This window comes from Bacillus alkalicellulosilyticus (assembly GCF_002019795.1).
In the GTDB taxonomy this organism is placed as follows: Bacteria; Bacillota; Bacilli; order Bacillales; family Bacillaceae_F; genus Bacillus_AO; species Bacillus_AO alkalicellulosilyticum.
Window position 1 is genome coordinate 1,846,475 of the sequence record NZ_KV917381.1, and the last position, 22,039, is coordinate 1,868,513.

Annotated in this window: 20 protein-coding genes and 1 riboswitch; all 20 genes read left to right on the plus strand. The window is 38.1% G+C overall.

Annotation, left to right across the window (positions count from 1 at the left end; translation table 11 throughout):
• Positions 1-60: 60 nt before the first annotated feature.
• The 20 genes from BK585_RS09440 (at position 61) to BK585_RS09535 (ending at position 21,320) form a co-directional block, all read left to right on the plus strand.
• Entirely contained in the window at positions 61-777 is a 717-nt protein-coding gene (locus tag BK585_RS09440) for a response regulator transcription factor (RefSeq protein ID WP_078553204.1), read from the plus strand.
• The gene (locus tag BK585_RS09445; RefSeq protein ID WP_078553205.1) at positions 777-2,564 is read left to right on the plus strand and encodes an ATP-binding protein; all 1,788 of its coding nucleotides are present in this window, start codon (positions 777-779) and stop codon (positions 2,562-2,564) included. Before BK585_RS09440 ends, BK585_RS09445 begins: the two co-directional genes overlap by 1 nt.
• A 225-nt stretch (positions 2,565-2,789) precedes the next feature.
• Positions 2,790-2,974: riboswitch (cobalamin riboswitch) on the plus strand.
• Between the two features lie 141 nt (positions 2,975-3,115).
• Positions 3,116-4,096 (plus strand): ABC transporter substrate-binding protein, encoded by a 981-nt coding sequence (locus tag BK585_RS09450; RefSeq protein WP_078553206.1) that lies wholly within the window; start codon positions 3,116-3,118, stop codon positions 4,094-4,096.
• Positions 4,062-5,117 carry a FecCD family ABC transporter permease gene (locus BK585_RS09455; RefSeq protein ID WP_078553207.1) on the plus strand — a complete coding sequence of 352 codons (1,056 nt, stop codon included), beginning with the start codon at positions 4,062-4,064 and terminating at the stop codon, positions 5,115-5,117. The genes BK585_RS09450 and BK585_RS09455 overlap by 35 nt, the downstream gene beginning before the upstream one ends.
• A 23-nt stretch (positions 5,118-5,140) precedes the next feature.
• Positions 5,141-6,607 carry a heme ABC transporter ATP-binding protein gene (locus BK585_RS09460; protein WP_342744292.1) on the plus strand — a complete coding sequence of 489 codons (1,467 nt, stop codon included), beginning with the start codon at positions 5,141-5,143 and terminating at the stop codon, positions 6,605-6,607.
• Complete coding sequence (gene cbiB / locus BK585_RS09465) at positions 6,604-7,575, plus strand: adenosylcobinamide-phosphate synthase CbiB (RefSeq protein ID WP_078553208.1); 972 nt, start codon at positions 6,604-6,606, stop codon at positions 7,573-7,575. The genes BK585_RS09460 and cbiB overlap by 4 nt, the downstream gene beginning before the upstream one ends.
• Complete coding sequence (cobD, locus tag BK585_RS09470; protein ID WP_170885526.1) at positions 7,550-8,626, plus strand: threonine-phosphate decarboxylase CobD; 1,077 nt, start codon at positions 7,550-7,552, stop codon at positions 8,624-8,626. Before cbiB ends, cobD begins: the two co-directional genes overlap by 26 nt.
• Positions 8,614-9,189: a bifunctional adenosylcobinamide kinase/adenosylcobinamide-phosphate guanylyltransferase gene (locus tag BK585_RS09475; RefSeq protein ID WP_078553210.1), complete on the plus strand. Its 576-nt coding sequence runs from the start codon at positions 8,614-8,616 to the stop codon at positions 9,187-9,189. The genes cobD and BK585_RS09475 overlap by 13 nt, the downstream gene beginning before the upstream one ends.
• Positions 9,186-10,688, plus strand: coding sequence for a cobyric acid synthase (locus BK585_RS09480; RefSeq protein ID WP_078553211.1), 1,503 nt, complete (start codon positions 9,186-9,188; stop codon positions 10,686-10,688). Before BK585_RS09475 ends, BK585_RS09480 begins: the two co-directional genes overlap by 4 nt.
• Positions 10,678-11,487 carry an adenosylcobinamide-GDP ribazoletransferase gene (locus tag BK585_RS09485; RefSeq protein WP_078553212.1) on the plus strand — a complete coding sequence of 270 codons (810 nt, stop codon included), beginning with the start codon at positions 10,678-10,680 and terminating at the stop codon, positions 11,485-11,487. The genes BK585_RS09480 and BK585_RS09485 overlap by 11 nt, the downstream gene beginning before the upstream one ends.
• Positions 11,445-12,074, plus strand: coding sequence for a histidine phosphatase family protein (locus BK585_RS09490; RefSeq protein WP_078553213.1), 630 nt, complete (start codon positions 11,445-11,447; stop codon positions 12,072-12,074). The genes BK585_RS09485 and BK585_RS09490 overlap by 43 nt, the downstream gene beginning before the upstream one ends.
• A complete protein-coding gene (locus tag BK585_RS09495) occupies positions 12,026-12,454 on the plus strand; it encodes a bifunctional adenosylcobinamide kinase/adenosylcobinamide-phosphate guanylyltransferase (RefSeq protein WP_078553214.1) in 429 nt (142 codons plus the stop codon). The genes BK585_RS09490 and BK585_RS09495 overlap by 49 nt, the downstream gene beginning before the upstream one ends.
• A gap of 5 nt (positions 12,455-12,459) precedes the next feature.
• On the plus strand, positions 12,460-13,050 hold the full coding sequence (locus tag BK585_RS09500) for a cob(I)yrinic acid a,c-diamide adenosyltransferase (protein ID WP_078553215.1): 591 nt from the start codon (positions 12,460-12,462) through the stop codon (positions 13,048-13,050).
• Positions 13,051-13,245: 195 nt separating this feature from the next.
• Positions 13,246-14,055 carry an alpha/beta hydrolase gene (locus BK585_RS09505; RefSeq protein ID WP_078553216.1) on the plus strand — a complete coding sequence of 270 codons (810 nt, stop codon included), beginning with the start codon at positions 13,246-13,248 and terminating at the stop codon, positions 14,053-14,055.
• Positions 14,056-14,231: 176 nt separating this feature from the next.
• The gene (locus BK585_RS09510) at positions 14,232-15,197 is read left to right on the plus strand and encodes a DUF3231 family protein (RefSeq protein WP_245805808.1); all 966 of its coding nucleotides are present in this window, start codon (positions 14,232-14,234) and stop codon (positions 15,195-15,197) included.
• A 221-nt stretch (positions 15,198-15,418) separates the two neighbouring features.
• On the plus strand, positions 15,419-16,366 hold the full coding sequence (locus tag BK585_RS09515; RefSeq protein ID WP_245805809.1) for a VanW family protein: 948 nt from the start codon (positions 15,419-15,421) through the stop codon (positions 16,364-16,366).
• Between the two features lie 222 nt (positions 16,367-16,588).
• Complete coding sequence (locus BK585_RS09520) at positions 16,589-18,085, plus strand: spore germination protein (protein ID WP_078553217.1); 1,497 nt, start codon at positions 16,589-16,591, stop codon at positions 18,083-18,085.
• A gap of 24 nt (positions 18,086-18,109) precedes the next feature.
• Positions 18,110-19,210: a GerAB/ArcD/ProY family transporter gene (locus BK585_RS09525; protein ID WP_078553218.1), complete on the plus strand. Its 1,101-nt coding sequence runs from the start codon at positions 18,110-18,112 to the stop codon at positions 19,208-19,210.
• Entirely contained in the window at positions 19,200-20,297 is a 1,098-nt protein-coding gene (locus BK585_RS09530; protein WP_078553219.1) for a Ger(x)C family spore germination protein, read from the plus strand. The genes BK585_RS09525 and BK585_RS09530 overlap by 11 nt, the downstream gene beginning before the upstream one ends.
• A gap of 123 nt (positions 20,298-20,420) precedes the next feature.
• Positions 20,421-21,320, plus strand: coding sequence for a peptidoglycan DD-metalloendopeptidase family protein (locus tag BK585_RS09535; RefSeq protein ID WP_078553220.1), 900 nt, complete (start codon positions 20,421-20,423; stop codon positions 21,318-21,320).
• The last annotated feature ends 719 nt before the right edge of the window (positions 21,321-22,039 follow it).

Sequence of the window (22,039 nt, forward strand, 5' to 3'; positions counted from 1 at the left end):
GTCTTTCTTAAAACATATAGTAACTATAGTAAAAGCGATTCATATTGAGGAGGGTTATTTATGGAACATGAAGGAAAAGTGTTAGTAGTTGATGATGAGGAGCGCATTCGTCGCTTGTTAAAAATGTATTTAGAGCGTGAAAATTATCTTGTTGAAGATGCTGAGAATGGTGAAAAAGCTTTAGCGATGGCTCTTGAACAAGACTATGATTTAATATTATTAGATATTATGATGCCAGGTATGGATGGGATTGAAGTTTGTCAAGAACTTCGTAAAACAAAAGCGACTCCTATCATTATGTTAACAGCTAAGGGAGAAGAAGCAAATCGAGTGCAAGGGTTTGAAGTGGGTACTGATGACTATATAGTCAAGCCGTTTAGCCCGAGAGAAGTGGTTCTTAGAGTTAAAGCACTACTCCGTCGTTCTTCTAGCACACGTTTCCTACAAACAGACACAGCAACAAAGGATGTGTTAGTATTTCCACATCTCATGATTGATAATGATGCACATCGTGTGTCCGTTGATGAGACAGAAATAAGCCTTACTCCTAAAGAATATGAATTACTTTATTATTTAGCGCAATCACCAGATAAGGTATTTTCAAGAGAGCAGTTGTTAAAGGATGTATGGAATTATGACTTTTTTGGAGACCTTCGTACTGTAGATACTCATATTAAACGGTTACGTGAAAAGTTAAATCGAATTTCACCAGAAGCAGCAAGTATGATTTCAACGGTATGGGGAGTAGGATATAAATTCGAGGCAGTGAAAGGGTAATGTTTTGGAGAAGTGTTGTCGGAAAGCTTTGGTTTACAATATTATTGCTTGTTTCAGTTGTGCTTTCCATATTGATGGCGCTCCTACTCCAGTTTTTTGAACGTTATCATGTTAATGAAGCGGAATTACAACTAATGAATCATGCAGAAATGATAGCCACTATCCTAGAAGAATATTCCGACAAAGACCAGGCATTAGCTACGATTTCAAAAGTAGCCCAATCGTTTGATATGAAAGTTGTCATATTGGATAATGATGAACATTGGTACTCCTCAGAAGGGAGTACCACAGTAAATGTTCCAATCTCTACTTTTTATGATGACCCGGTTTTATCTCAAGTTTTTACCGGAGAAGACCGTGTCGTAAGTCAAGGTGATTTTCCTTTTATTGAAGATGGTGTAGAGATTCATTCGGAAATCATGGTTGTGGGACGAACAGTTCAAATAGCTGGAACAGACCAAAGTGCCGTATTTTTATATCGCTCTCTTCAAGCGATCGAGAAGACAACTAGCGAAACGAAACGAATTATATATTTTTCTGCCGGTATTGCTATCGTATTAACAACGATATTTGCATTTTTCTTATCGTCACGGATAACAGCACCTCTCCGAAAAATGAGACAGGCAGCGTTAGAAATGACAAAAGGCAATTATGATACAAAGATACCGATATTAACGATTGATGAAATTGGTCAATTAGCAATTGCGTTTAATCGTATGGGTCGAGAATTAAACCGTAACATTACAGCTTTAAATCAAGAAAAAGAACAACTGTCGCGGATTTTAAGTAGTATGGCAGATGGTGTGATTACATTAGATCGTAAAGGTCGAATTATGGTTACAAATCCACTCGCGGAACGATTCATCCAAGCTTGGTACTATGAACAAGGGATGAATATTAAAGTAGTGGAAGATTTGCCACAAGCGATAAAGGTGTTATTCCAACAAGTAGTTGTGTTAGAGTGTGAACAATTTACGGAAATTGATGTACAAGGTCGCAGTTGGGTAATTATGATGACTCCTTTATATGATGAAAAGTTTGTTCGAGGGGCGGTTGCAGTCTTACGAGATGTCACGGAAGAAAGAAGACATGATAAATTGCGAAAAGATTTCATCGCAAATGTCTCCCATGAACTTAGAACACCGATTTCGATGTTACAAGGATATAGTGAAGCGATCATTGATGATATTCCGCAGTCTGAGGAAGAAAAGAAGGATATCGCTCAAATTATTTACGAGGAATCACTACGTATGGGCCGTCTCGTTAATGAGCTACTTGACCTAGCGAGAATGGAAGCCGGACATGTTGAATTACAAAGAGAAGAAATTGCAGTTGAGGACTTTTCAAAGCGTATTATCCGTAAGTTTAAAGGGTTAGCAAAAGAAGAAGGAATCCAACTGGCCTTAGATATCGTTGAAGGTACTGGAATAGCAACATTTGACCCAGACCGAATTGAGCAGGTGCTAACCAATTTAATTCATAATGCGATTCGGCATACGGAAAATGGTGGTGAAGTAACACTTGCCGTTGATTCTTCAAAACAGGATATTCGTTTTGATATCATTGATACTGGTTCGGGAATTCCAGAAGAGGATCTTCCTTTTGTCTTTGAGCGCTTTTATAAAGCAGATAAAGCAAGAACGAGAGGTCGATCATCAGGAACTGGATTAGGTTTAGCAATTGCTAAGAATATTGTCGATTCACACAATGGTCACATCTCAGTTCATAGCAAAATCAACGAAGGAACGACATTCTCATTTGCACTTCCTCGATTTGTAGAGGATTAAAGAGAAAACGGGCGAAGTTCATTGTTTCATGAGAAACATGTAAGAACGAACTAGATGGTAAGAGCATTCTTGCCTTCTAGTTTTTTTTTATGATGAAAGCATGTTTTAGACTCATTGTTGAAAAAACCAAACGTTTAAGAGCAAAAACAAAAAAGTTCAAAAAATAAAAGTGAAAAACATGTCATTTTAGCTAATATTGTGTATAATAAAAGTCGTACATATATTGATGAAATATTACTTTAAGGTCACTCAATTGTTGAGTGTGAAAAGGGAAGTTGGTGAAAGTCCAACACGGTCCCGCCACTGTAAATACCTATAGTCTTTTTTTAATGCCACTGTCAACAGATGGGAAGGCAAAAAGACTAAAGATGGGTATAAGTCAGGAGACCTGCCTTAAAGTTGTTGTGAATCCTTCGAGGAAAAGGTGAAGCAGTATTAAAAGCGATTTTTCTAAGTTCGTTTCTAATATTGTGCCTTTTGTCCTCCTTTAGAAGGAGGGCTTTTTATTTATCATCAACGTACAAACACAAAGAAAAAAGGGGTTGGAGAGAATGAAAAAGTGGCTAATGTCACTCATGATGCTAATGCTAGCATTCGGTATTCTTACTGGATGTGGTCCGGCTGATGCACCTGAACAAGAAACAGAACAAGCTGAACCTGCAGTAGAGGAAACAGAAAGTCAAGAAGAGACAGCTTCAGCATATCCAGTTACACTCGTTGATGCATTGAAAAATGAAGTCGTTATTGAAGCTGAGCCAGAACGTATTGTTACATTAGTTCCAAGTGTTACTGAAACTGTATACGGCCTTGGAGCAGGAGAAAAAGTTGTAGGAAGAAGTGAGCATGATAATTTTCCTGCAGAAGTACTTGAAGTAGAGTCAATTGGTGGAATGGAATTTGATATTGAAAAAATCATTTCATTGCAACCGGACCTTGTGTTAGCCCATGAATCAGGTGTTCATAGTGCTGGAGAAGGAATAGAACAGTTAAAAGCAGCAGGAATTACAGTTGCCGTTGTTCAAAATGCGCATAGCATTGGTCAGGCTTATGGAGCGATGCGCTTTATTGGAGAAGCGATTGGAAAACAAGCAGAAGCTGAGGCATTAATCTCAGAAATGCAAGCTGGTTTTGGGGCTATTGTTAAACAATCTCAAGAAATTAGTGAAGAAGAACGACAAAAAGTATGGTTTGAAATTGACCCAGAGTTATGGACAACTGGTCAAGGAACATTCCAACAAGATTTACTAAATATTATTAATGCAACAAACATTGCAAGTGAGATTGAAGGTTGGGGACAATTATCCGAAGAGGAAATTGTTGCTCAAAATCCAGATGTGATTATTGGAACATGGACTTATGATGAAAGCATGGTTGAAACCATTAAATCCCGTTCTGGATGGCAGGATATTGCTGCGATTCAAAATGATCGTGTACATGATATTGACACGGACATCGTTTCTCGTCCTGGACCACGTTTAGTTGAAGGGGTAGAACAACTTGCAAAGCTTATTTATCCAGAGGTTTTTAACTAAAAATATATTTGTAGCCTATGTAGTAGCCTTATTGTTTTTGTTTTTTTGTGTGCTACTAGGCGTTTCTAAAGGGAGTCTTTCGATTCCCTTTTCTATTATTATTGAGGTATTACTGACAGAGTGGCTCAATCTTCCGTTTGATTTTGAAATCGAAACGATGTATATCAATATCATTATGGATATTCGATTTCCTCGTGTGTTATTAGCGCTCCTAGTTGGTGCATCATTAGCCTTGGCTGGAGCTAGTTTTCAAGGGTTGTTAAAAAATCCGTTAGCAGATCCATATACGTTAGGTGTATCATCAGGAGCTGCGGTTGGGGCTGTTTTTGTATTGTTTACTGGATTAACACTACCATTCTTTGGTCGGTTTACGTTACCCTTTGTTAGTATTGTGGGGGGATTACTGACGTTAATTATGGTTATCACCTTTGCTAGACTTATTAAAAAGTCGATGTCAGCAGAGACGATTATTTTAGTTGGAATTATCTTTAGTGCTTTTTTAGGTTCAATCATTTCATTAATGATTGCTTTAACTGGCGAAGAGTTACGGCAAATTGTCTATTGGTTAATGGGAAGTGTCGCCCTAAGGGGTTGGAATTATGTTCAGCTTATTTTTCCTTTTTTTATCATTGGTTTTTTCATCTTACTTTATAATACGAGAGAATTGAATGCGATGGCCTTTGGCGAAGAAACAGCTCGCCACCTAGGGGTTAACATCCAGCGTAGAAAAATGCATATTCTAATCGGAGCATCTTTAGTGACAGGAGCTGCAGTGGCAGTTTCGGGAACAATTGGGTTTGTTGGCCTCGTTATTCCTCATCTTACAAGACTGTTATGGGGACCAGACCATCGGCACTTATTACCTCTTTCGATGATTATTGGTGGTGGATTTTTAGTCATCACTGACCTTGTCGCACGAACTATTATTGCTCCTTCTGAACTGCCGATTGGTGTAATTACAGCAATTATTGGTGGTCCAGTATTTGGAATGATTCTGATTCGTCAACGTCATAAATTATAGAAGGTGGAGGTGAGTGTGAATTCATGATTTTAAAAGTAGAGGGTGTTTCAGGGGGATATGACGGTATTACCATAGTAGAGAACGTTCAATTTTCTGTGAAAATAGGAGAAATATTAGGCATCCTTGGCCCTAACGGAAGTGGCAAAACAACGTTAATGAATATGATCACAGGAGCAATTCCAGTCATCAAAGGGCAAATTTATCTTTATGATAAACCTATCACTTCGTATTCTTCGAAGGAACTTGCCAGAATTGTAGCGGTTTTGCCACAAAAAACGCACACGGCCTTTTCCTATTCGGTCTATGAGGTTGTATCGTTAGGAAGATACCCTTATCAAAAAGGGCTTTTTCAAGTGTTCACCGAGGAAGATGCCTCAGTAGTTGAGCAAGCGATGCGTCAAACCGGAGTATGGCACTATAAAGATAAACCACTTCAATCGTTAAGTGGTGGAGAACAACAACGGGTGATGTTAGCGAGAGCGTTAGCACAACAGCCAAAGTTACTTCTATTAGATGAACCGACAAATCATTTGGATATTTCATATCAAATGAGTTTACTCGATACATTAAAGAATTGGTCACAAGAAAATGAATTGACTGTTATCTCGATTCTTCATGATGTAAACATGGCTTCCATGTATTGTGACCGACTCTTGTTACTTGATAAAGGGAAAACAAGTGCAATCGAAAGGCCTCAACTTGTTTTACAAGAAAAAAGACTAGAACACGTATATCAAACAACGGTTAAGCGAAAAGCGCATCCTACAGTAGCAAGCCCATTAATTACACTTTTGCCCCAAAAGGAACATCAGCGACCTGGGGTGGATGAACTTGCGATTGAACAAACAGAAGAGTGGATTAAAGTAGCAAGTCCTTTTCCTTTTAAAACGCTATCGTCTGCCATTCTAGGATCGGGGTTTGGATGGCATACTTTTTTTATTAATCGTCATGTCGATAAAAATTTTAATTGTGATGATGTTGAAAAAGAGTATAAGCAATACCTTACCGAGCGTGATGTTCAACATGAAGATACCGTTGGAATGATGACTGCTGCGGTCTTAGCCGATGCTTGTTTTAAAAGGATAAAGCAAGCGGATTTGTCTCTTCTAATCATCGTCACAGCCGGTTTAGGAAATGCTGTCGATGTTTCGAAGTCGAATCAACAACGAGAGGTACATCCGATTGGTACGATTAACACATGGATATTTGTTGACGGAAACATGACAGATGCAGCCTTTGTTCAAGCTATCGGAACAGCTACTGAAGCAAAAACAAAAGCTCTTCATGATAATCACGTAATAGACCCTGTAACAAACACGATTGCTACAGGAACATCAACTGATAGTATTATGGTTGCGGCTACGCAATCAGGATCGATGTACCCTTATGCTGGCTCGATCACAACAATTGGGAAAGCAATAGGACAAGGTGTTTATGAAGCAACGGTAGAAGCGATTGTGAGGAACAAGGAAAGAAGGGGGATTTCTTGATTTTACATCATCTTATTGCACTTACATTAGCCGTTCTTCTTGATCGGGTGATTGGTGATCCTCGTTCTTTTCCACATCCTGTCGTTTGGATTGGTCGCTACATTTCTTTTTTAGAAAAGAGATTGTGGAGCAATACAAATCAAAAGCGTAATGGGATTTTCCTGCTTGTTATGGTTGTTATGACCGTCTTTGTTCTTACTACAGTTATCATCATTGTTTTCTATCAGCTCCATGTGATAGCTGGTATTATTGTAGAGGCCATTCTCATCTGTTATGCAATTGCCCAAAGAAGTTTACGAGAAGCTGCAGAACTAGTGTATCAACCTTTACAAGAAGGTAATGTTGAGGATGCTAGAAGATACGTTTCATATATTGTTGGAAGAGATACAGAACAGTTTGGAGAGGCAGAAATCGTAAGAGCCACCGTAGAAACGGTAGCTGAAAATACGAGTGATGGCATAACGGCTCCTTTATTTTATGCATTGCTTGGAGGGGCCCCATTGGCATTTGCTTATCGTGCGATTAACACATGTGATTCGATGGTTGGCTATAAAAATGAAAAATACGTTACCTTTGGTTGGGCTTCTGCACGAATGGATGATGTCGTGAATTGGATTCCTAGTCGAATGACAGGCATACTCATGATTATCATCAATCGCCCGACTAAGAAAATAAGTAAAAAACAGGCATTTTCTGTCTTATTTCAAGATGCAAAACGTCATCCAAGTCCAAATAGTGGTTGGGGTGAAGCTGCTGTGGCGGCATTATTAGGAGTCCAATTAGGCGGACAAAATACGTATAAGGGCATTGTCTCAAACCGTGCTAAAATGGGACGGCCACTTGTTGTGTTAACCAAGAAACATATTAAACAGGCAGTGACAATTATGAACCGGGCAGTCTATGGTTTTGTAATATTGTTATGGGTATTAGGAGGGATATATTTTGGATTTACCTTTACATGGAGCTAATCCAGCTCATTTTTTAGAGGCGCTTGGGCTACATGGAGCAGAAAACAAGATTGATTTTAGCGTTAATACCAATCCGCTAGGCCCTCCTAAGTTCATAGAAGAAGAATGGAGCTCATTTCAACGTCTCGTTACTCATTATCCTGACCCGTCATCGAAACGGTTAAAACAGAAAATTGCATCGCAGAATAGCATCAAGTCTAATCAAGTGATTATTGGTAACGGAGCAGCGGAACTTATTTATTTAGTGACTAGCTTGTTTCAGAAAAAAAAGGTGTTGCTTGTTGAACCTACATTCTCAGAATACCGTGAAGCCAGTGAAACATTTGAATGCCAGATTGAAAGTTTCTTTGTTCAACAGTCGGATGGGTGGCTAATAGATAGCGAAAAACTAGCAAGCCGGTTGCAAGAAGTAGACCTTCTCTTTATCTGTAATCCTAATAATCCTACTGGAGTTATGTATAAACGAGAGGTTGTCACAGAAATCGTTGCACAGGCAGCTATGGTAGGGACAACTGTAGTTATTGATGAGGCTTTTTATGACTTTTCAATAGAACAACAAAGTGTGGCTACGCTTGTACACACTTATTCGAATTGCATCATCATACGTTCACTTACAAAAATGTATGCTATTGCAGGATTACGCCTTGGCTATGCTATTGCTTCACCATCTATCATAGATGCGTTAGAAAAACGGCAACATCCTTGGAATGTCAACGGCTTAGCGCTTGTAATCGGGGAGAGGTGTCTACTTGAATACGACTTTGTGAGAACAACGGTTCAATATGTCGCCAAAGAACGAAAACGGTGTACTGAATTCTTGATAAATGAGGGATATGATATTTCTCCTTCTGCTGTTAATTATTATCTTCTGAAAGAAAGCGGTGAAGAGAAAGACTTACAACCGTTTATGACATTTTTAATAGAACGTGGTATTATTCCACGCCATACCTATTATTTTTCTAGTTTAGACGGAAAGTATTTGAGATTAGCAGTAAAAACAAAAGAAGAAAATGATCAATTACTTAGTGCTTGTAAGGAATGGAAAAGCTAATGTTCTATTTTATTACAGGTGGAGTCCGAAGTGGTAAAAGTACATATGCGGAAACGCTTGCTACAAGTTTAGTAAAACCATTGGCTACCATCCATTATATTGCGACAAGCGTTCCATACGATGAGGAAATGCACAAGCGAGTCCAATTACATCAGAACCAGCGCCAACTACAATCGCAAAAGTATACAACTCATGAAGTACCTACGGACATCTCTTCGGTCTTTTCATCATTTGCCAAAGGTGATGTTGTGCTGCTCGATTGTCTTACAACGTGGCTGGCTAACGAGTTATTCACAGAAAAGAACAGTTGGACGTCATTACCCTATCGAAAAAATGTGTATCAAAAAATTAGAGCGACGATAAAAGAGGTAACAAAGTATCCAGTTACTCTTATAGTTGTATCAAACGAGTTGTTTCACGATGTTCCTTTTTCAGATAAAGGCACATTTTATTATCAATACCTGCTTGGGCAAATTCATCAAGAATTGATTCGCTTCTGTACAAAAGCTATTGTTGTGGAACATGGTCTACCCATTGTTATGAAAGGTGGTGAAAATGATTGAAAGGAATAATGATTCAAGGAACCGCCTCAGATGTAGGCAAAAGTGTCATTTGTACTGCCATTTGCCGTATTCTTTCTAATCAGAAATATGCAGTAACACCTTTTAAATCACAAAACATGTCAAATAACTCTTATGTCACAATTGACGGGAAAGAAATTGGCAGAGCCCAGGGAGTTCAAGCAGAAGCAGCTCGTGTGGAAGCTTCCGTTTATATGAATCCGATTCTCTTAAAACCACAAAGTGACCGGGTATCAGAAATTGTTCGACTCGGCCAAAGGTATCAATCGTTATCAGGTAAAAATTATCGTAGAGAGTTTTATCAAACTGGAATTGAAACCATTACACTTGCTTTATCACAACTAGAAAAAGAATTTGATTATATTGTCATTGAAGGAGCGGGAAGTCCGGCAGAAGTTAATTTAAATGACCGTGAAATCGTGAATATGAAAGTGGCCGAACTAGCAGATGTTCCTGTTGTCCTCGTTTCTGACATCGACCGCGGAGGCGTTTTTGCAAGTATCGTTGGAACATTGCAATTACTACCTGAACATCAACGAAAGCGTGTGAAAGGTTTGATTATCAACAAGTTTCGTGGGGATGAAAGTTTATTTGCGAGTGGAAAAGAGTGGCTTGAACAATATACAGGAATTAAAGTACTTGGTGTCATTCCTCATTTACATGACATTACAATTGAAGGGGAAGATTCCCTATCAATGTACAGTCATTTTCAACAAGGTAATAGCAAAATAGACATTGATATCGTCGTTATTGATTTACCATATGTATCAAACTATACCGACCTTGAACCTTTTCGGTTTGAAGAAGATGTTCAGATCCGATTTGTTAACCGAGTGGAAGACTTAGGACAGCCTGATGCTATCATCATTCCTGGTACGAAAAGTACGATATCTGATATAAAATTTCTACATGAACGAAACGTGTTTGATGCGATAATTAAATATGCAAACAATGGTGGAACAGTACTAGGGCTTTGTGGGGGGTACCAGATGCTCGGTGAAGTTCTTATTGACCAAAGCGGAGCAGATACAGGAACAGAAGGAACAACAATTTCCGGTTTAGGGATAGCCCCTTTAACAACATATTTTTACGATTCAAAAAAGACGGTGCGTTCTGAAGGGGTGTTAGCAGATATCCCTTCGAGAACAATCAGTGGGTATGAAATTCATTTAGGACAAACGATCAGTAGAGATGATTCTAATCAACCATTCCTTTTTGTTGAAGGAGAAAAAGAAGGGATATCAATCGACCAGGGCAGAATTATTGGGACATATTTTCACCATCTTTTTCATAATGACGAGTGGCGAACCGATTGGTTAAATCGACTTCGACTACAAAAAGGAGTAGCTACAAAAGATGTGATCTGGGTTGAAAAACAAAGAGATCTTTCTTATGAAAGACTAGCTGAAAAAGTTAAAAAAGCGCTAGACATCGAAAGTTTAATGACCATTATTGAGGAGTGGGAAAGGAATGGAACCTAAAAAAACAGTCTTGCCCTTTATCAATGGATTTCTTTTTGCCCTTCAATTTCTTACAATTATTCCAGTTCCGAAAGAGGTTCCCTGGGACAAGAGACACGCTCAAGCATCCATAGTGATGTACCCGCTTGTTGGCCTCCTCATTGGAGCGATAGTAGCCGTTTTTTATTATGGATTTACTGAATGGTTTTCATTATCACCGCTCTTTATTGCATTCTTTTTATTATCTTTAGGGGTATTGTTATCAGGTGGATTGCACTTAGATGGTTGGATGGATGTAAGTGATGCTGTTGGATCATACCGAGATGTCGAGAAAAAACATGAGATCATGAAAGATTCCAGGGTTGGTTCGTTTGCCGTATTATCTGTTTTTTTTCTGCTAGGTTGGCGTCTCTTTTTTATGTACGAAGTGTTTCTCTTTTCTCCACACAGTCTTTATTATTTAATAGTTATTCCTTTTTTAACGAAAACGATGATGGGAAGCAATGTGATTTTCGCTCAGCCTGCGAAAACAGAAGGATTAGCTTATGCTCTTCAGCGATATGTTCATAAACGATTATTTGGATATTTCATTTGTTACATAGTACTAACAGCAGTTGGTTCAATTAATATTTCGACGGAATTCTTTTATCACTGGCTCATTCTTACTGGTTCTGCCTTCTTATTTCTAGTTGCTAGTATTGGGTTTATGAAACGGCAATTTAACGGCATGACTGGGGATACCGTCGGTGCGACAGCTGAAGGAGGAGAAACCTGGTTATGGATGGTCGTGTGGATATTACATTACTTCGTCATGGGGTAACTCAAGCCAATGTAGAAAAGCGTTATCTCGGCTGGAGTGATGTGCCATTAACAAACAATGGAAAAGAGCAGTTGAAGGAATTAAGCAACCATCGCTATCCACCTGCATCTCTTTTATTTTCAAGTGATTTACAAAGGTGTTATGATACGGCAAAAATCCTATATCCAAATCAAACGATAACTCATCTTATGGCACTTCGAGAAATTCATTTTGGGCAGTGGGAGCTTCAAACCTACGATGATTTGCAAGGGATTCCGCTTTACCGTCAATGGCTAGACGAACCTAAAAATGTTTGTCCGCCTAACGGAGAATCTTTCATAGCATTTGAGCAAAGAGTGCTGTCATGCTGGGAACAGATAACTAAATCAGCAGTACAAAATCAAATTGAACATATAGTAATCGTAAGTCATGGTGGCCCAATTCGGCTATTACTTACTCACTTTGCTCCAGATAAGAGACTCTTTTGGGATTGGGACATTCCATTTGGTGGTGGCTATACATTCTCTACTTCTGTTGAGCGAATAAGGAGGGGTGAACGATGCATTTCATTACAGGCGGTGCCTTTAATGGAAAAAGCGAGTGGGTAAGAAAGCTTTACCCATCTCAAAAATGTTATTGGTATAATGGTTATAACCAACTTTCCTTCAATGATATACGATTGAATGTTCAAGGAACAATCGTCGTAAATGGACTAGAATTTTTTCTTCAACCTATCTCACAGGAAGAACAGGGGCGAATCCTTTTTTCCGAGTATGTAGCAAAGTGGAAGCAGTGGGAACGAGAAGGAAATGGGACATTCATCGTTATTGGGTCTGATATGACAAAAGGAGTCGTGCCAATGAACAAAGAGGACCGTGTGTGGCGTGATTTTGTCGGTTGGTGTTATCAAGACCTTGTTCAACAATCAAATCGTGTTGATGTGATATGGTACGGTATATCTAATCTAATTAAACAAGAGGAGGAATAAGTAGTATGAGATTATATACAAGAACAGGTGACGAAGGAAAAACAAGTGTCATTGGTGGCAGATTATTTAAAGATGATATGCGAGTTGAGGCGTATGGGACAACCGATGAATTAAATTCATTTGTTGGAGTTGCGATTACACAACTTGATGAAAAGGTGTTTCCAGACATTCAAGCTGAACTAGTGAAAATCCAACATGAACTTTTTGATTGCGGCGGAGATTTAGCTATGGTCAAAGAAACAGACAAACGTTCCTATAAAGTAACAGAAGACATGATTACCTTTTTAGAAGAACGAATTGATGAATACATAAAAGAAGCCCCAGAATTAGAACGGTTTATTCTTCCTGGCGGGTCTCCGGTTGCGGCTACTCTCCATGTGTGTCGAACGATAACAAGAAGGGCGGAACGCAGAATCACGACATTACAGCTAGCTGGTGAATCAAATCCGATTGTACTAAAATATATTAACCGCTTATCAGACTATTTTTTCGCGATTGCACGAGTGGCAAACAGTCGCCTAGGTGTACAAGATGTTGAATATGAACGAAGCGCGATTGTTTTCCGTGAAGGAAAAAGAAAACAAGATACTGAATAAAAAAATTGTGTGTCAACAATCATTAATGTTGGCACACTTTTTTATTCGGTAAAGGTAAGGAGTACCGGAATCGCCAAAGAACCTAAAAAACGTGCAAACTTGTACGTACAAATATATAATAAACGTGTAAGCGTTCCAATATTGAATTGTTGAACGCTTGAAGCAATTTGTGATAAATAAAGGAGAGTTAAATCAATGGCAATGTTACAAGTGAATTATTTTTCAAAAGCAATGAGAAGAGAAGTCACGTTTAATGCACTTATTCCAATCGATACGATGGGCCCGACTGGAGAACGAAAATATGTGGAAAAGCCGCTTAAAGCATTGTATTTGTTACATGGATTTTCAGGGAGTTATACAGACTGGATAAGCAATACAAACATACGCCAGTTGTCGGATAAATATAATATCGCCATCTTTATGCCTTCTGGAGAAAATCATTTCTATGTTGATGATATAGAAAAACGAGAGTTATTTGGAGAATACATTGGCGATGAACTTGTTCAATATACGAGAGAGCTATTTCCTTTGTCAGAACAAAAAGAAGATACATTTATTGCTGGATTGTCTATGGGTGGGTATGGAGCGATTCGAAATGGATTAAAGTACGCGCATCATTTTGGTGGTATTATGGCATTGTCCTCTGCGCTAATTACGTATAAAGCTCAAGTTGCGACACCGGATTATGACGATGGTATCGGAGATTATAATTATTTTACAAGAGTATTTGGTGACCTCGCTAAGCTTAAAGGAAGCGAGAAGGACCCTGAGGCATTAGTAAAAAAACTAAAAGCAACAAATACCGATATTCCAAACATTTATATGGCTTGTGGGACAGAGGACTTCTTATTGGATGTTAACCGTACATTTAAAGAGTTCTTGGATTCTGAAAATGTGACTTTTACGTATGTAGAAGATGCTGGGGCACATACTTGGGAATTCTGGAGTGATTATATTGATAAAGCTTTAACGTGGGCTATGGATTTTAATAAAGAAATCGAATAAGGATAGTATTAGTTATTAAAATCCGGCTTATTGTTTAAAGGAGTAATGAAATACAATCAAAAAATAATTCTGTTTATTTAGGATAACTTAAATATAATAATCATCAAAGAGGTGTATTCATGGAGCATAAAGTTATCCTTTCGACAGGGGAAATTGCTGGTTTGTAGACAACATATATGAATGACAGTATGGCGATTTGCGTATTAACTCATTTTTTACAGCATGTAAAAGACCCAGATATTAATAAAGTGATTCAATACGGATTACAATTATCAGAACAGCACATCTCCTTTATTACAACGTTGTATAAAGAAGAAAATATCGCAATACCCAAGGGTTTTACTTTACAGGATGATGTTGATTTATCAGCGCCACAACTATATTCAGATAGTTTTTGTCTTTTGTACATTCATAACATGGCCAAAATTGGTGGGAATGGTTATATTCTCTCACTATCAAATGCAGCAAGAGAGGACATTCGGAACTTTTTTACAGAGTGTACTGCGAAATCAGCAGAATTATTTAACCGCTCGGCTCAAATTTTATTAGCAAAAGGATTATTTTTGCGCCCCCCTCAAATTGATTTACCAGGTAATATTGATTTTGTGAAAGAGGAGAGTTTCTTAGCAGGATGGTTAGGTGAGCACCGTCCTTTAAATTCTATTGAGATTATGAATTTATACTTCAATATTGAACGAAATCAATTAGGGAAATCATTAGTAATGGGCTTTAGCCAGATTGCTAAATCAAAACAGGTGACAAAGTACTTTAAAAGAGGAAAAGAAATTGCAGCTAAACAGATAGAAGTGTTTGGTTCGATTCTGAGTCAATCAGAGCTTCCGGCTCCAATGACTTGGGATACACTTCCAACAAAGTCAACAACATACACCTTTTCAGAAAAATTGATGGTGTTTCATGTTGCTGCCTTATCAGGTGCCTCTGTAAGTCATTATGGAACTAGTATGGGAACAAGTCCGCGCCGAGATATTGGTCTTCACTATACAAGATTACTTGCGGAAATTATGTTATTTGCTGAAGATGGAGCCAAGATCATGATCGAACATGGGATGGATGGAGGAACCTCCAAAAGCTCCAGACAGAAAAGTATTAGCTACCCAAAAATAGAAAAAGTTTTTAGGTAGGGTTAGCCAAATTCGAGGTGGAACAAAAGGTATTAGACGACCTTTTGTTTGACCTCTTTTTTGTGTAGGAAAAAAGGACAATCCATAAGCACAAAAGAGGCGGTTTTCTTGTAACCTTTTATTGGAAAAATCGTTATATAAGTAGAGTAACATTTTAGTATGAACCTTGCATTATTCACATAAATTTACAATTAGGGATTGAAATTGAAGGAGGAAGTACATTGAAAGGTTGGCTAATTTTCGGGTTGATTTGTGTCAGCATGACTGGTTGTGTGGTAGGCGAGAATGAGGAAGTGGTTCAAACAATAGCTTATCAGCATTCACCAACTTTAACATTTTCTGAAATTGATCCAGGAAAACAACCAATGAAGTGGGAATTAACTTTAATAGATGGGAGGACTGATGAGCGTCAATCAATTCTTTTAAATGAATATGGATATCCTGCCAAACCACTGGATGAACAAAGTTTAGCGACATTTGCAGCAGAGTTAGCTTCTGGAATTGATCAGCCAATGGTGAATCCAACGATTGATTTACAAGGGAATATTCAACCTGGGCAAAAACGAATTATTTTATCAGAAGCGGAACTCGTTGAATCTATAAAACAATTAACTTATATAGATTCAGAATTACAACTTCCCATTTATGAAACGGAACCGACACTGACTGCCGAAGACTTAGAGGGGATTTTAAATTTTGAACTAGGAAGCTATAAAACTTATTTTAATGCTGGAGTTACAGGTCGTACCACGAATATAAAATTATCTTCTGAGGCGATTCAGCATCATGTTCTTGCACCTGGTGACGTGTTCTCATTTAATAGTGTAGTAGGACAACGTACGAAAGAACGGGGTTATCAGGAGGCAAAGGAAATCGTTAATAAAGAATTTGTTATGGGTATCGGAGGTGGAATTTGTCAAACGTCTTCAACCTTATTTAATGCTGTTGACAATGCTGGACTAGAAATTGTTGAACGTTACAGCCATTCTCGAGATATTGGTTATGTCCCCCCGAATCGTGATGCTACGGTTTCATGGGGTGGTCCAGATTTTAAATTTAAAAACCAGTATGATGTTCCAATACTCATTCAAACGGAAGTCCATAATGGGGTAGTAGAAGTAAGAATTCTCTCATCAAAACCAACCGACAAGCTATTGGTAAGTCGGTAAAAACATCGAGGGTGATCCAAAAGGTAACCACCTTTGGACCACCCTTTACGCATGAGTGAAACCGAGACCATCGAGACCCCACTCGAAGCAGACTAAAAAACGCAACGGTTTCGCGCATTGTAAGAGTACATAGAAAAAGTAAAACCCAACTTTTTCTATGTACTCGAATAATGGGGGAGTTCGAACTTCATACTATAGGTAAAAACAAGGAGAAATACCTTTATGTTATTTAAATGGTTGGTTAGGCAAATGCAAGAATCATCACCTCCAGAAACGATTGAAACGGTTTTTGTCCAATTTAAACAATCTAGTGATTTTTCTATATATGAGCATAATCAACATTCAGTTCCATATATTGTCTCATACTTTAGTACGATGATTGATCCACAACGATTACACCGTGATGTACTACCTTTTGTAAACGATTTTATTGACCTTGGGTTACATCAACTGGTTTCAAAGCTACCTATCGACGATGTAACAGTTACATCTGACCCTAAAACAATAAAGGAAAAAGCATTACAGGGTTATATTATATTACAAGTCAAATCGAATCGGTCAGAGTGTATGTTATTAAAAGCAAGAGTTAACTTTGAACGTGATGTGACCGTTCCAGAAATGGAGTTTACGGTCACCGGACCACAGGAAGCATTCGTTGAATCTCTTGATACAAATATAAATTTAATACGTAAACGAATTCCGATAGAACAATTGAAAATTAAAAGTTTGGATGTTGGGACAATATCAAAAACAAAAGTAGCTGTTATGTATGTCGACCATATTGCTAATGCGGAAAATGTTCAAACGATGATACAAAGACTTGGCAATTTAGAGTTTGACCAAGCCTTAGATAGTACAATCATTGCTCAAATGATAGCTGATAATAACATGGCGATGTTTCCACAATTTATTAACACAGAACGTCCAGACCGAGTGGCAGCAGCATTATCAGAAGGGAAAGTTGTATTTTTTTGTGATGGATCACCTGAAGCAGTGTTAGGTCCAACGACATTGATTGAGTTTTTCTCGTCATTAGAAGATTATTATTTACCTTGGCATATTTCATCAATTATTAGGTTTCTTCGTTTTATTTCTGTTGGTTTTTCCGTGTTAGCTACGCCAATTTATGTAGCAGTTCTAACGTTTCATTATGAGTTGATTCCACGAGATTTATTAGCAACGATTATGTCTTCTAGAAGTAACATTCCGTTTCCACCAATAATAGAAGCTTTATTTTTGGAATTCACGATTGAATTGTTGCGAGAAGCGGGGGCGCGACTTCCGACAAAAGTCGGACAGACCATTGGTATCGTAGGGGGAATTGTGATTGGACAAGCTTCTGTTGAAGCAGGACTGACAAGTAATGTACTTCTTATTATTGTTGCGTTAAGTGCACTAGCTTCGTTTACAACTCCAGTGTATCAAATGAGTAATACGATACGGTTGTTACGGTTTCCATTTATTCTAATTGCCGCTTTTTTAGGAGGGGTAGGAATCGTTTTGTGTTTAGTGTTTACGCTCGCTCATTTACTTTCACTAAAGTCATTAGGTAGACCGTACTTAGAGCCTATATATCCGTTACGTGTAGCTGATTGGAAAGATGCATTTATCCGAATGCCATTTAACTTCTTGCAAACTCGTCCAGTCTTTTTGAGAACAAAAGCACGTAGCCGTTTTTCATTTAAAAAAATTGTGGAACATAAGGACATTGATGAATAGACAGTAGATGAAAGAGTGGTAGCTATGGGTCATTTCATAAAAGAACAGTTTCTCGTCACAAAGAATATGGTGTTTTTTTTAATTGTTTCTTCTCAAATCGGAATTGGTATCCTATCTTACCAACGTAGTATCGTAAAATCAGCAGGATATGATGCTTGGATTTCGGTAATTATGGCTGGTCTATTAGTACATGTATTGATTTGGCTTATTTATAAAGTGTTAGATAAGGAAGGCACCGATGTGATAGATGTCCATCAAAATCTGTATGGAAAATGGATTGGGGGCCTATTTTCACTTATCATCATGATTTATTTTTTAGGAAGTGCTCTTACCATTTTACGTTCATATATAGAAATTGTTCAAGTTTGGTTATTTCCTGAACTAGGGACATGGATTTTAAGTTTATTTCTCATAGTTTTACTTTTTATGATTGTGAATGGAGGCTTTCGGGCTGTGACTGGAATGTGTGTTCTTGGCTTCCTTATTCCTTTTCCGCTATTCATTCTTCTTTTGTTTCCACTAGAATTTGCGAATTACTTAAATGTCCTGCCAATCTGGAAAAATTCATTGGTAGAACTAATTAATGGGGCAAGAGACATGACATTAAACTATATAGGCTTTGAGTTTTTACTCATTTACTATCCGTTTATTAAAGAAGCAAAAGATTCACAAGCATGGGCGCAGCTTGGCGCTCTTTTTACGATGGCACTTTATACAGGGGTTATGATGATAAGCTTACTGTTTTACAGTGAAGAACAATTAAACCGAACGATATGGGCAACATTAACGTTATATAAAATTGTAGAGATGCCATTTATTGAACGGTTTGAATACATTGTTATTTCGTTATGGATGCTTTTAATTATTCCGAACTTAGTATTAGGAGTTTGGGCTGTTACGAGAATAGCTAAAAAACAGTTTACATGGAACCAACGAATTTCCTTGGGAGTTGTCTTGTTCGTTTTATTTGTGTTTAGCATTTTTTTCGAAGAAAGGCATGGAGTGAGTTTATTAAATGAATATCTGGGCAGGATTGGATTTGGGATTATTTATTTTTATATTCCCTTTTTATATGTCAGCCACTTGATTATTTCAAAAGTGAGGTCATCATCAAATGAAGCGTAGTGGATGGGGGATTATTTTCATTTCATTAAGCATTATATCAGGATGTGTTGAATCCAGAATTATAGATGAGTTAGCTCTAATCTACACAGTGGGGTTTGACATGACTGAAAATGATAACATTGAGTTAATGGTTACGTATCCGTCTTTTCTTGAACATGGAGAAGAAAGTGCTCTTTTTTCAGAAATTCTAACGGGGGAAAGTAAAACGATGAAAGGAGCTTTAGATATTTTAGATACTAAAGCTCAGAAACCTTTAAAGTTAGGTCAAGTACGCCTTTTATTATATAGTGATGTCATTGCGCGAACAGGAATAGAAAGATATGTTGATACATTGTACCGTGATCCAGTTGTTGGGAATCGAATTCTATTAGCTCTTGTTGAAGGAGAAATGAAAGACATATTTGAAACAGCGGACGATGAACAAGACCGTGTCGGGGTCCTACTGCCAGATTTAATCCACCATAATATTGAGAGACAAGTGATTCCTTTAACAAATTTACATTTGTTTTTATTCAGCATGTACAATGATGGCCGGGATGCTTTCTTACCTATCATCAGTATAGATAATGATGAAGTAAAAATTATAGGAACCGGAATTTTTAAGAACGATAAATACGTCGAGAAAATTAACTTAAAAGAATCGTTTGTGTTGAAACTTTTACTTGAAAAAGGAAAAGGGGGTTCACAAGAATATTCTCTTGATAATGAGGGAAGTACTGACTATGTTGTAGTTGAGAATATCCATTCAGAAACCATGGTAAAGGTTGATTCTTCGCAAGGAACTCCAACGTTTACATATGTTGTTGATATGAAAGGTGAAGTATCAGACTATACAGGAAACATGAACTTAGAAGATAAACATAACTTAGAAGTCATTGAACAATCAATTGTAGAAGAGTTACAACAAATGGCGAGTGGTTTAATTGTGAGATTCAAGGAAAAAGAAGTAGACCCGCTTGGCCTAGGAGAGCGCTATCGCAGTCAGAATAGACATTGGGATTCTAATGAATGGAATGAGATGTATTCCGCAATAACGGTTGATTTTGACTTTAATGTACGCGTGGCTACATCAGGGGTGATTGAATAAGTAATAATTTATTTTTTTGTATAACATTGGGAGATGTTAGGAATACTATAATTTCGTGTAAGAAGGAATAATGATGGTCAAGCCATCATACATTTTGGTGTAGCTAAATAAAAGGAGGAAATTATGGTCGATTATGGAAAGCGGCTACTTATCGCCGCTGCAATCGCATTATTTCTTGGTATTTTATTCATGGGAGCTTCTACATCTTTTGCAAGTACTACAGTAGATGACGAGTTATTACAATCAATGATTTGGCCTACAACAGGGGATGTCACCGATACTTATGGTACAAGAGGCGGTAGTCACTATGGAATTGATATAGGAGCACCTGAGGGGACACCCGTCTATTCAATTGAGAGTGGAGTGGTGTCCCGCTCCTATTACTCCGATACGTATGGCAATGTCATATTTATAGAACACCCAAACGGATTAGAAACGGTATATGCTCATTTGCATGAAAGGTACGTGGAAGAAGGGAACATTGTTGCTCTTGGTGAGGAAATTGGAACTGTCGGGAATACCGGTCGTTCATCGGGTGCTCATCTACACTTTGAAGTGCATGCAGGGAAATGGGATATTGAAAAATCAAATTCAATTGACCCGATGCTTGTATTAGCTGATGAGCCGAACTCTTATATTGTAGTGGACGAGCCCACGGATGAAGAACTTCGAACAGTGTTATCTCAACGAAGTAGTGTAACGAGCGAAAATGGAAAAAAGGAAGGGCAAATAGAAACTAGCGTAGTTGTTTCAAAAGGAGACACGCTGTGGCATATCGCTAAAGAACACGGAGTAACAGTCGATGAAATTAAAAACTGGAACGACTTACCATCTGATAAAATAATAAAAGGACAAGCGTTAAAGTTGTTTTCTAAGGAAGAGCACATTCATATCGTGCAAAGTGGAGAAACGCTAACAGCGATTTCTTACGTATACGATGTACCTGTCTCAAAAATCAAAACACTAAACGGACTATCAAACGATGTCATTTACCCAGGTCATGCCCTAAAAGTGAAAGACTAACTAGACAAGGGTGAACTTCCGTTGTCTAGTTAGTCAAAAGACAAGGGTGAACTTCCGTTGTCTAGTTAGTCAAAAGACAAGGGTGAACTTCCGTTGTCTAGTTAGTCAAAAGACAAGGGTGAACTTCCGTTGTCTAGTTAGTCAAAAGACAAGGGTGAACTTCCGTTGTCTAGTTAGTCAAAAGACAAGGGTGAACTTCCGTTGTCTAGGTAGTCGAAAGACAAGGGTGTACTTCCCTTGTCTAGTGTGCGGAATGCTATCGGACACCAGAGGCGCTATTTTGATGGAAAACACTGAAAATAAGGGTGTTAGGGACACACGATCCCTTATTTCATTAAATGTCGCCCACCTTAGCAAAAAATCAGCAAATAGAGGAACCAGTGTCCGATATATTCAAAAATCACATCTTTTCGGTAAAATAAGCGCATCTGTGTCCGTTAGCAGGGCCAACACTATAGGTAGAAAAAAGAAGAGGGTGGGACAAAAGGTTAAAAACAACCTTTTGTCCCACCCTCTAAGCAATGAGCGAAACCGCCACTATCTTTTAAAGCAAGTTGTGAGTCTTTTTCACAACTTGCTGAAGTGAGTCTTTTTCACAACTTGCTGAAGTGAGTCTTTTTCACAACTTGCTGAAGTGAGTCTTTTTCACAACTTGCTGAAGTGAGTGGGTTTCTCACAACGGGCTTTGTGGCGAGTGAAGCCAGTGCAGATGTTTTAGC

Excerpts from the sequence above, each read along its gene's own strand:
- BK585_RS09440 (WP_078553204.1), top strand. The coding sequence starts at position 61 with ATGGAACATGAAGGAAAAGTGTTAGTAGTTGATGATGAGGAGCGCATT.
- BK585_RS09445 (WP_078553205.1), top strand. The coding sequence starts at position 777 with ATGTTTTGGAGAAGTGTTGTCGGAAAGCTTTGGTTTACAATATTATTG.
- BK585_RS09450 (WP_078553206.1), top strand. The coding sequence starts at position 3,116 with ATGAAAAAGTGGCTAATGTCACTCATGATGCTAATGCTAGCATTCGGT.
- BK585_RS09460 (WP_342744292.1), top strand. The coding sequence starts at position 5,141 with ATGATTTTAAAAGTAGAGGGTGTTTCAGGGGGATATGACGGTATTACC.
- BK585_RS09475 (WP_078553210.1), top strand. The coding sequence starts at position 8,614 with ATGGAAAAGCTAATGTTCTATTTTATTACAGGTGGAGTCCGAAGTGGT.
- BK585_RS09485 (WP_078553212.1), top strand. The coding sequence starts at position 10,678 with ATGGAACCTAAAAAAACAGTCTTGCCCTTTATCAATGGATTTCTTTTT.
- BK585_RS09490 (WP_078553213.1), top strand. The coding sequence starts at position 11,445 with ATGGATGGTCGTGTGGATATTACATTACTTCGTCATGGGGTAACTCAA.
- BK585_RS09495 (WP_078553214.1), top strand. The coding sequence starts at position 12,026 with ATGCATTTCATTACAGGCGGTGCCTTTAATGGAAAAAGCGAGTGGGTA.
- BK585_RS09500 (WP_078553215.1), top strand. The coding sequence starts at position 12,460 with ATGAGATTATATACAAGAACAGGTGACGAAGGAAAAACAAGTGTCATT.
- BK585_RS09505 (WP_078553216.1), top strand. The coding sequence starts at position 13,246 with ATGGCAATGTTACAAGTGAATTATTTTTCAAAAGCAATGAGAAGAGAA.
- BK585_RS09510 (WP_245805808.1), top strand. The coding sequence starts at position 14,232 with ATGAATGACAGTATGGCGATTTGCGTATTAACTCATTTTTTACAGCAT.
- BK585_RS09520 (WP_078553217.1), top strand. The coding sequence starts at position 16,589 with ATGTTATTTAAATGGTTGGTTAGGCAAATGCAAGAATCATCACCTCCA.
- BK585_RS09525 (WP_078553218.1), top strand. The coding sequence starts at position 18,110 with ATGGGTCATTTCATAAAAGAACAGTTTCTCGTCACAAAGAATATGGTG.
- BK585_RS09530 (WP_078553219.1), top strand. The coding sequence starts at position 19,200 with ATGAAGCGTAGTGGATGGGGGATTATTTTCATTTCATTAAGCATTATA.
- BK585_RS09535 (WP_078553220.1), top strand. The coding sequence starts at position 20,421 with ATGGTCGATTATGGAAAGCGGCTACTTATCGCCGCTGCAATCGCATTA.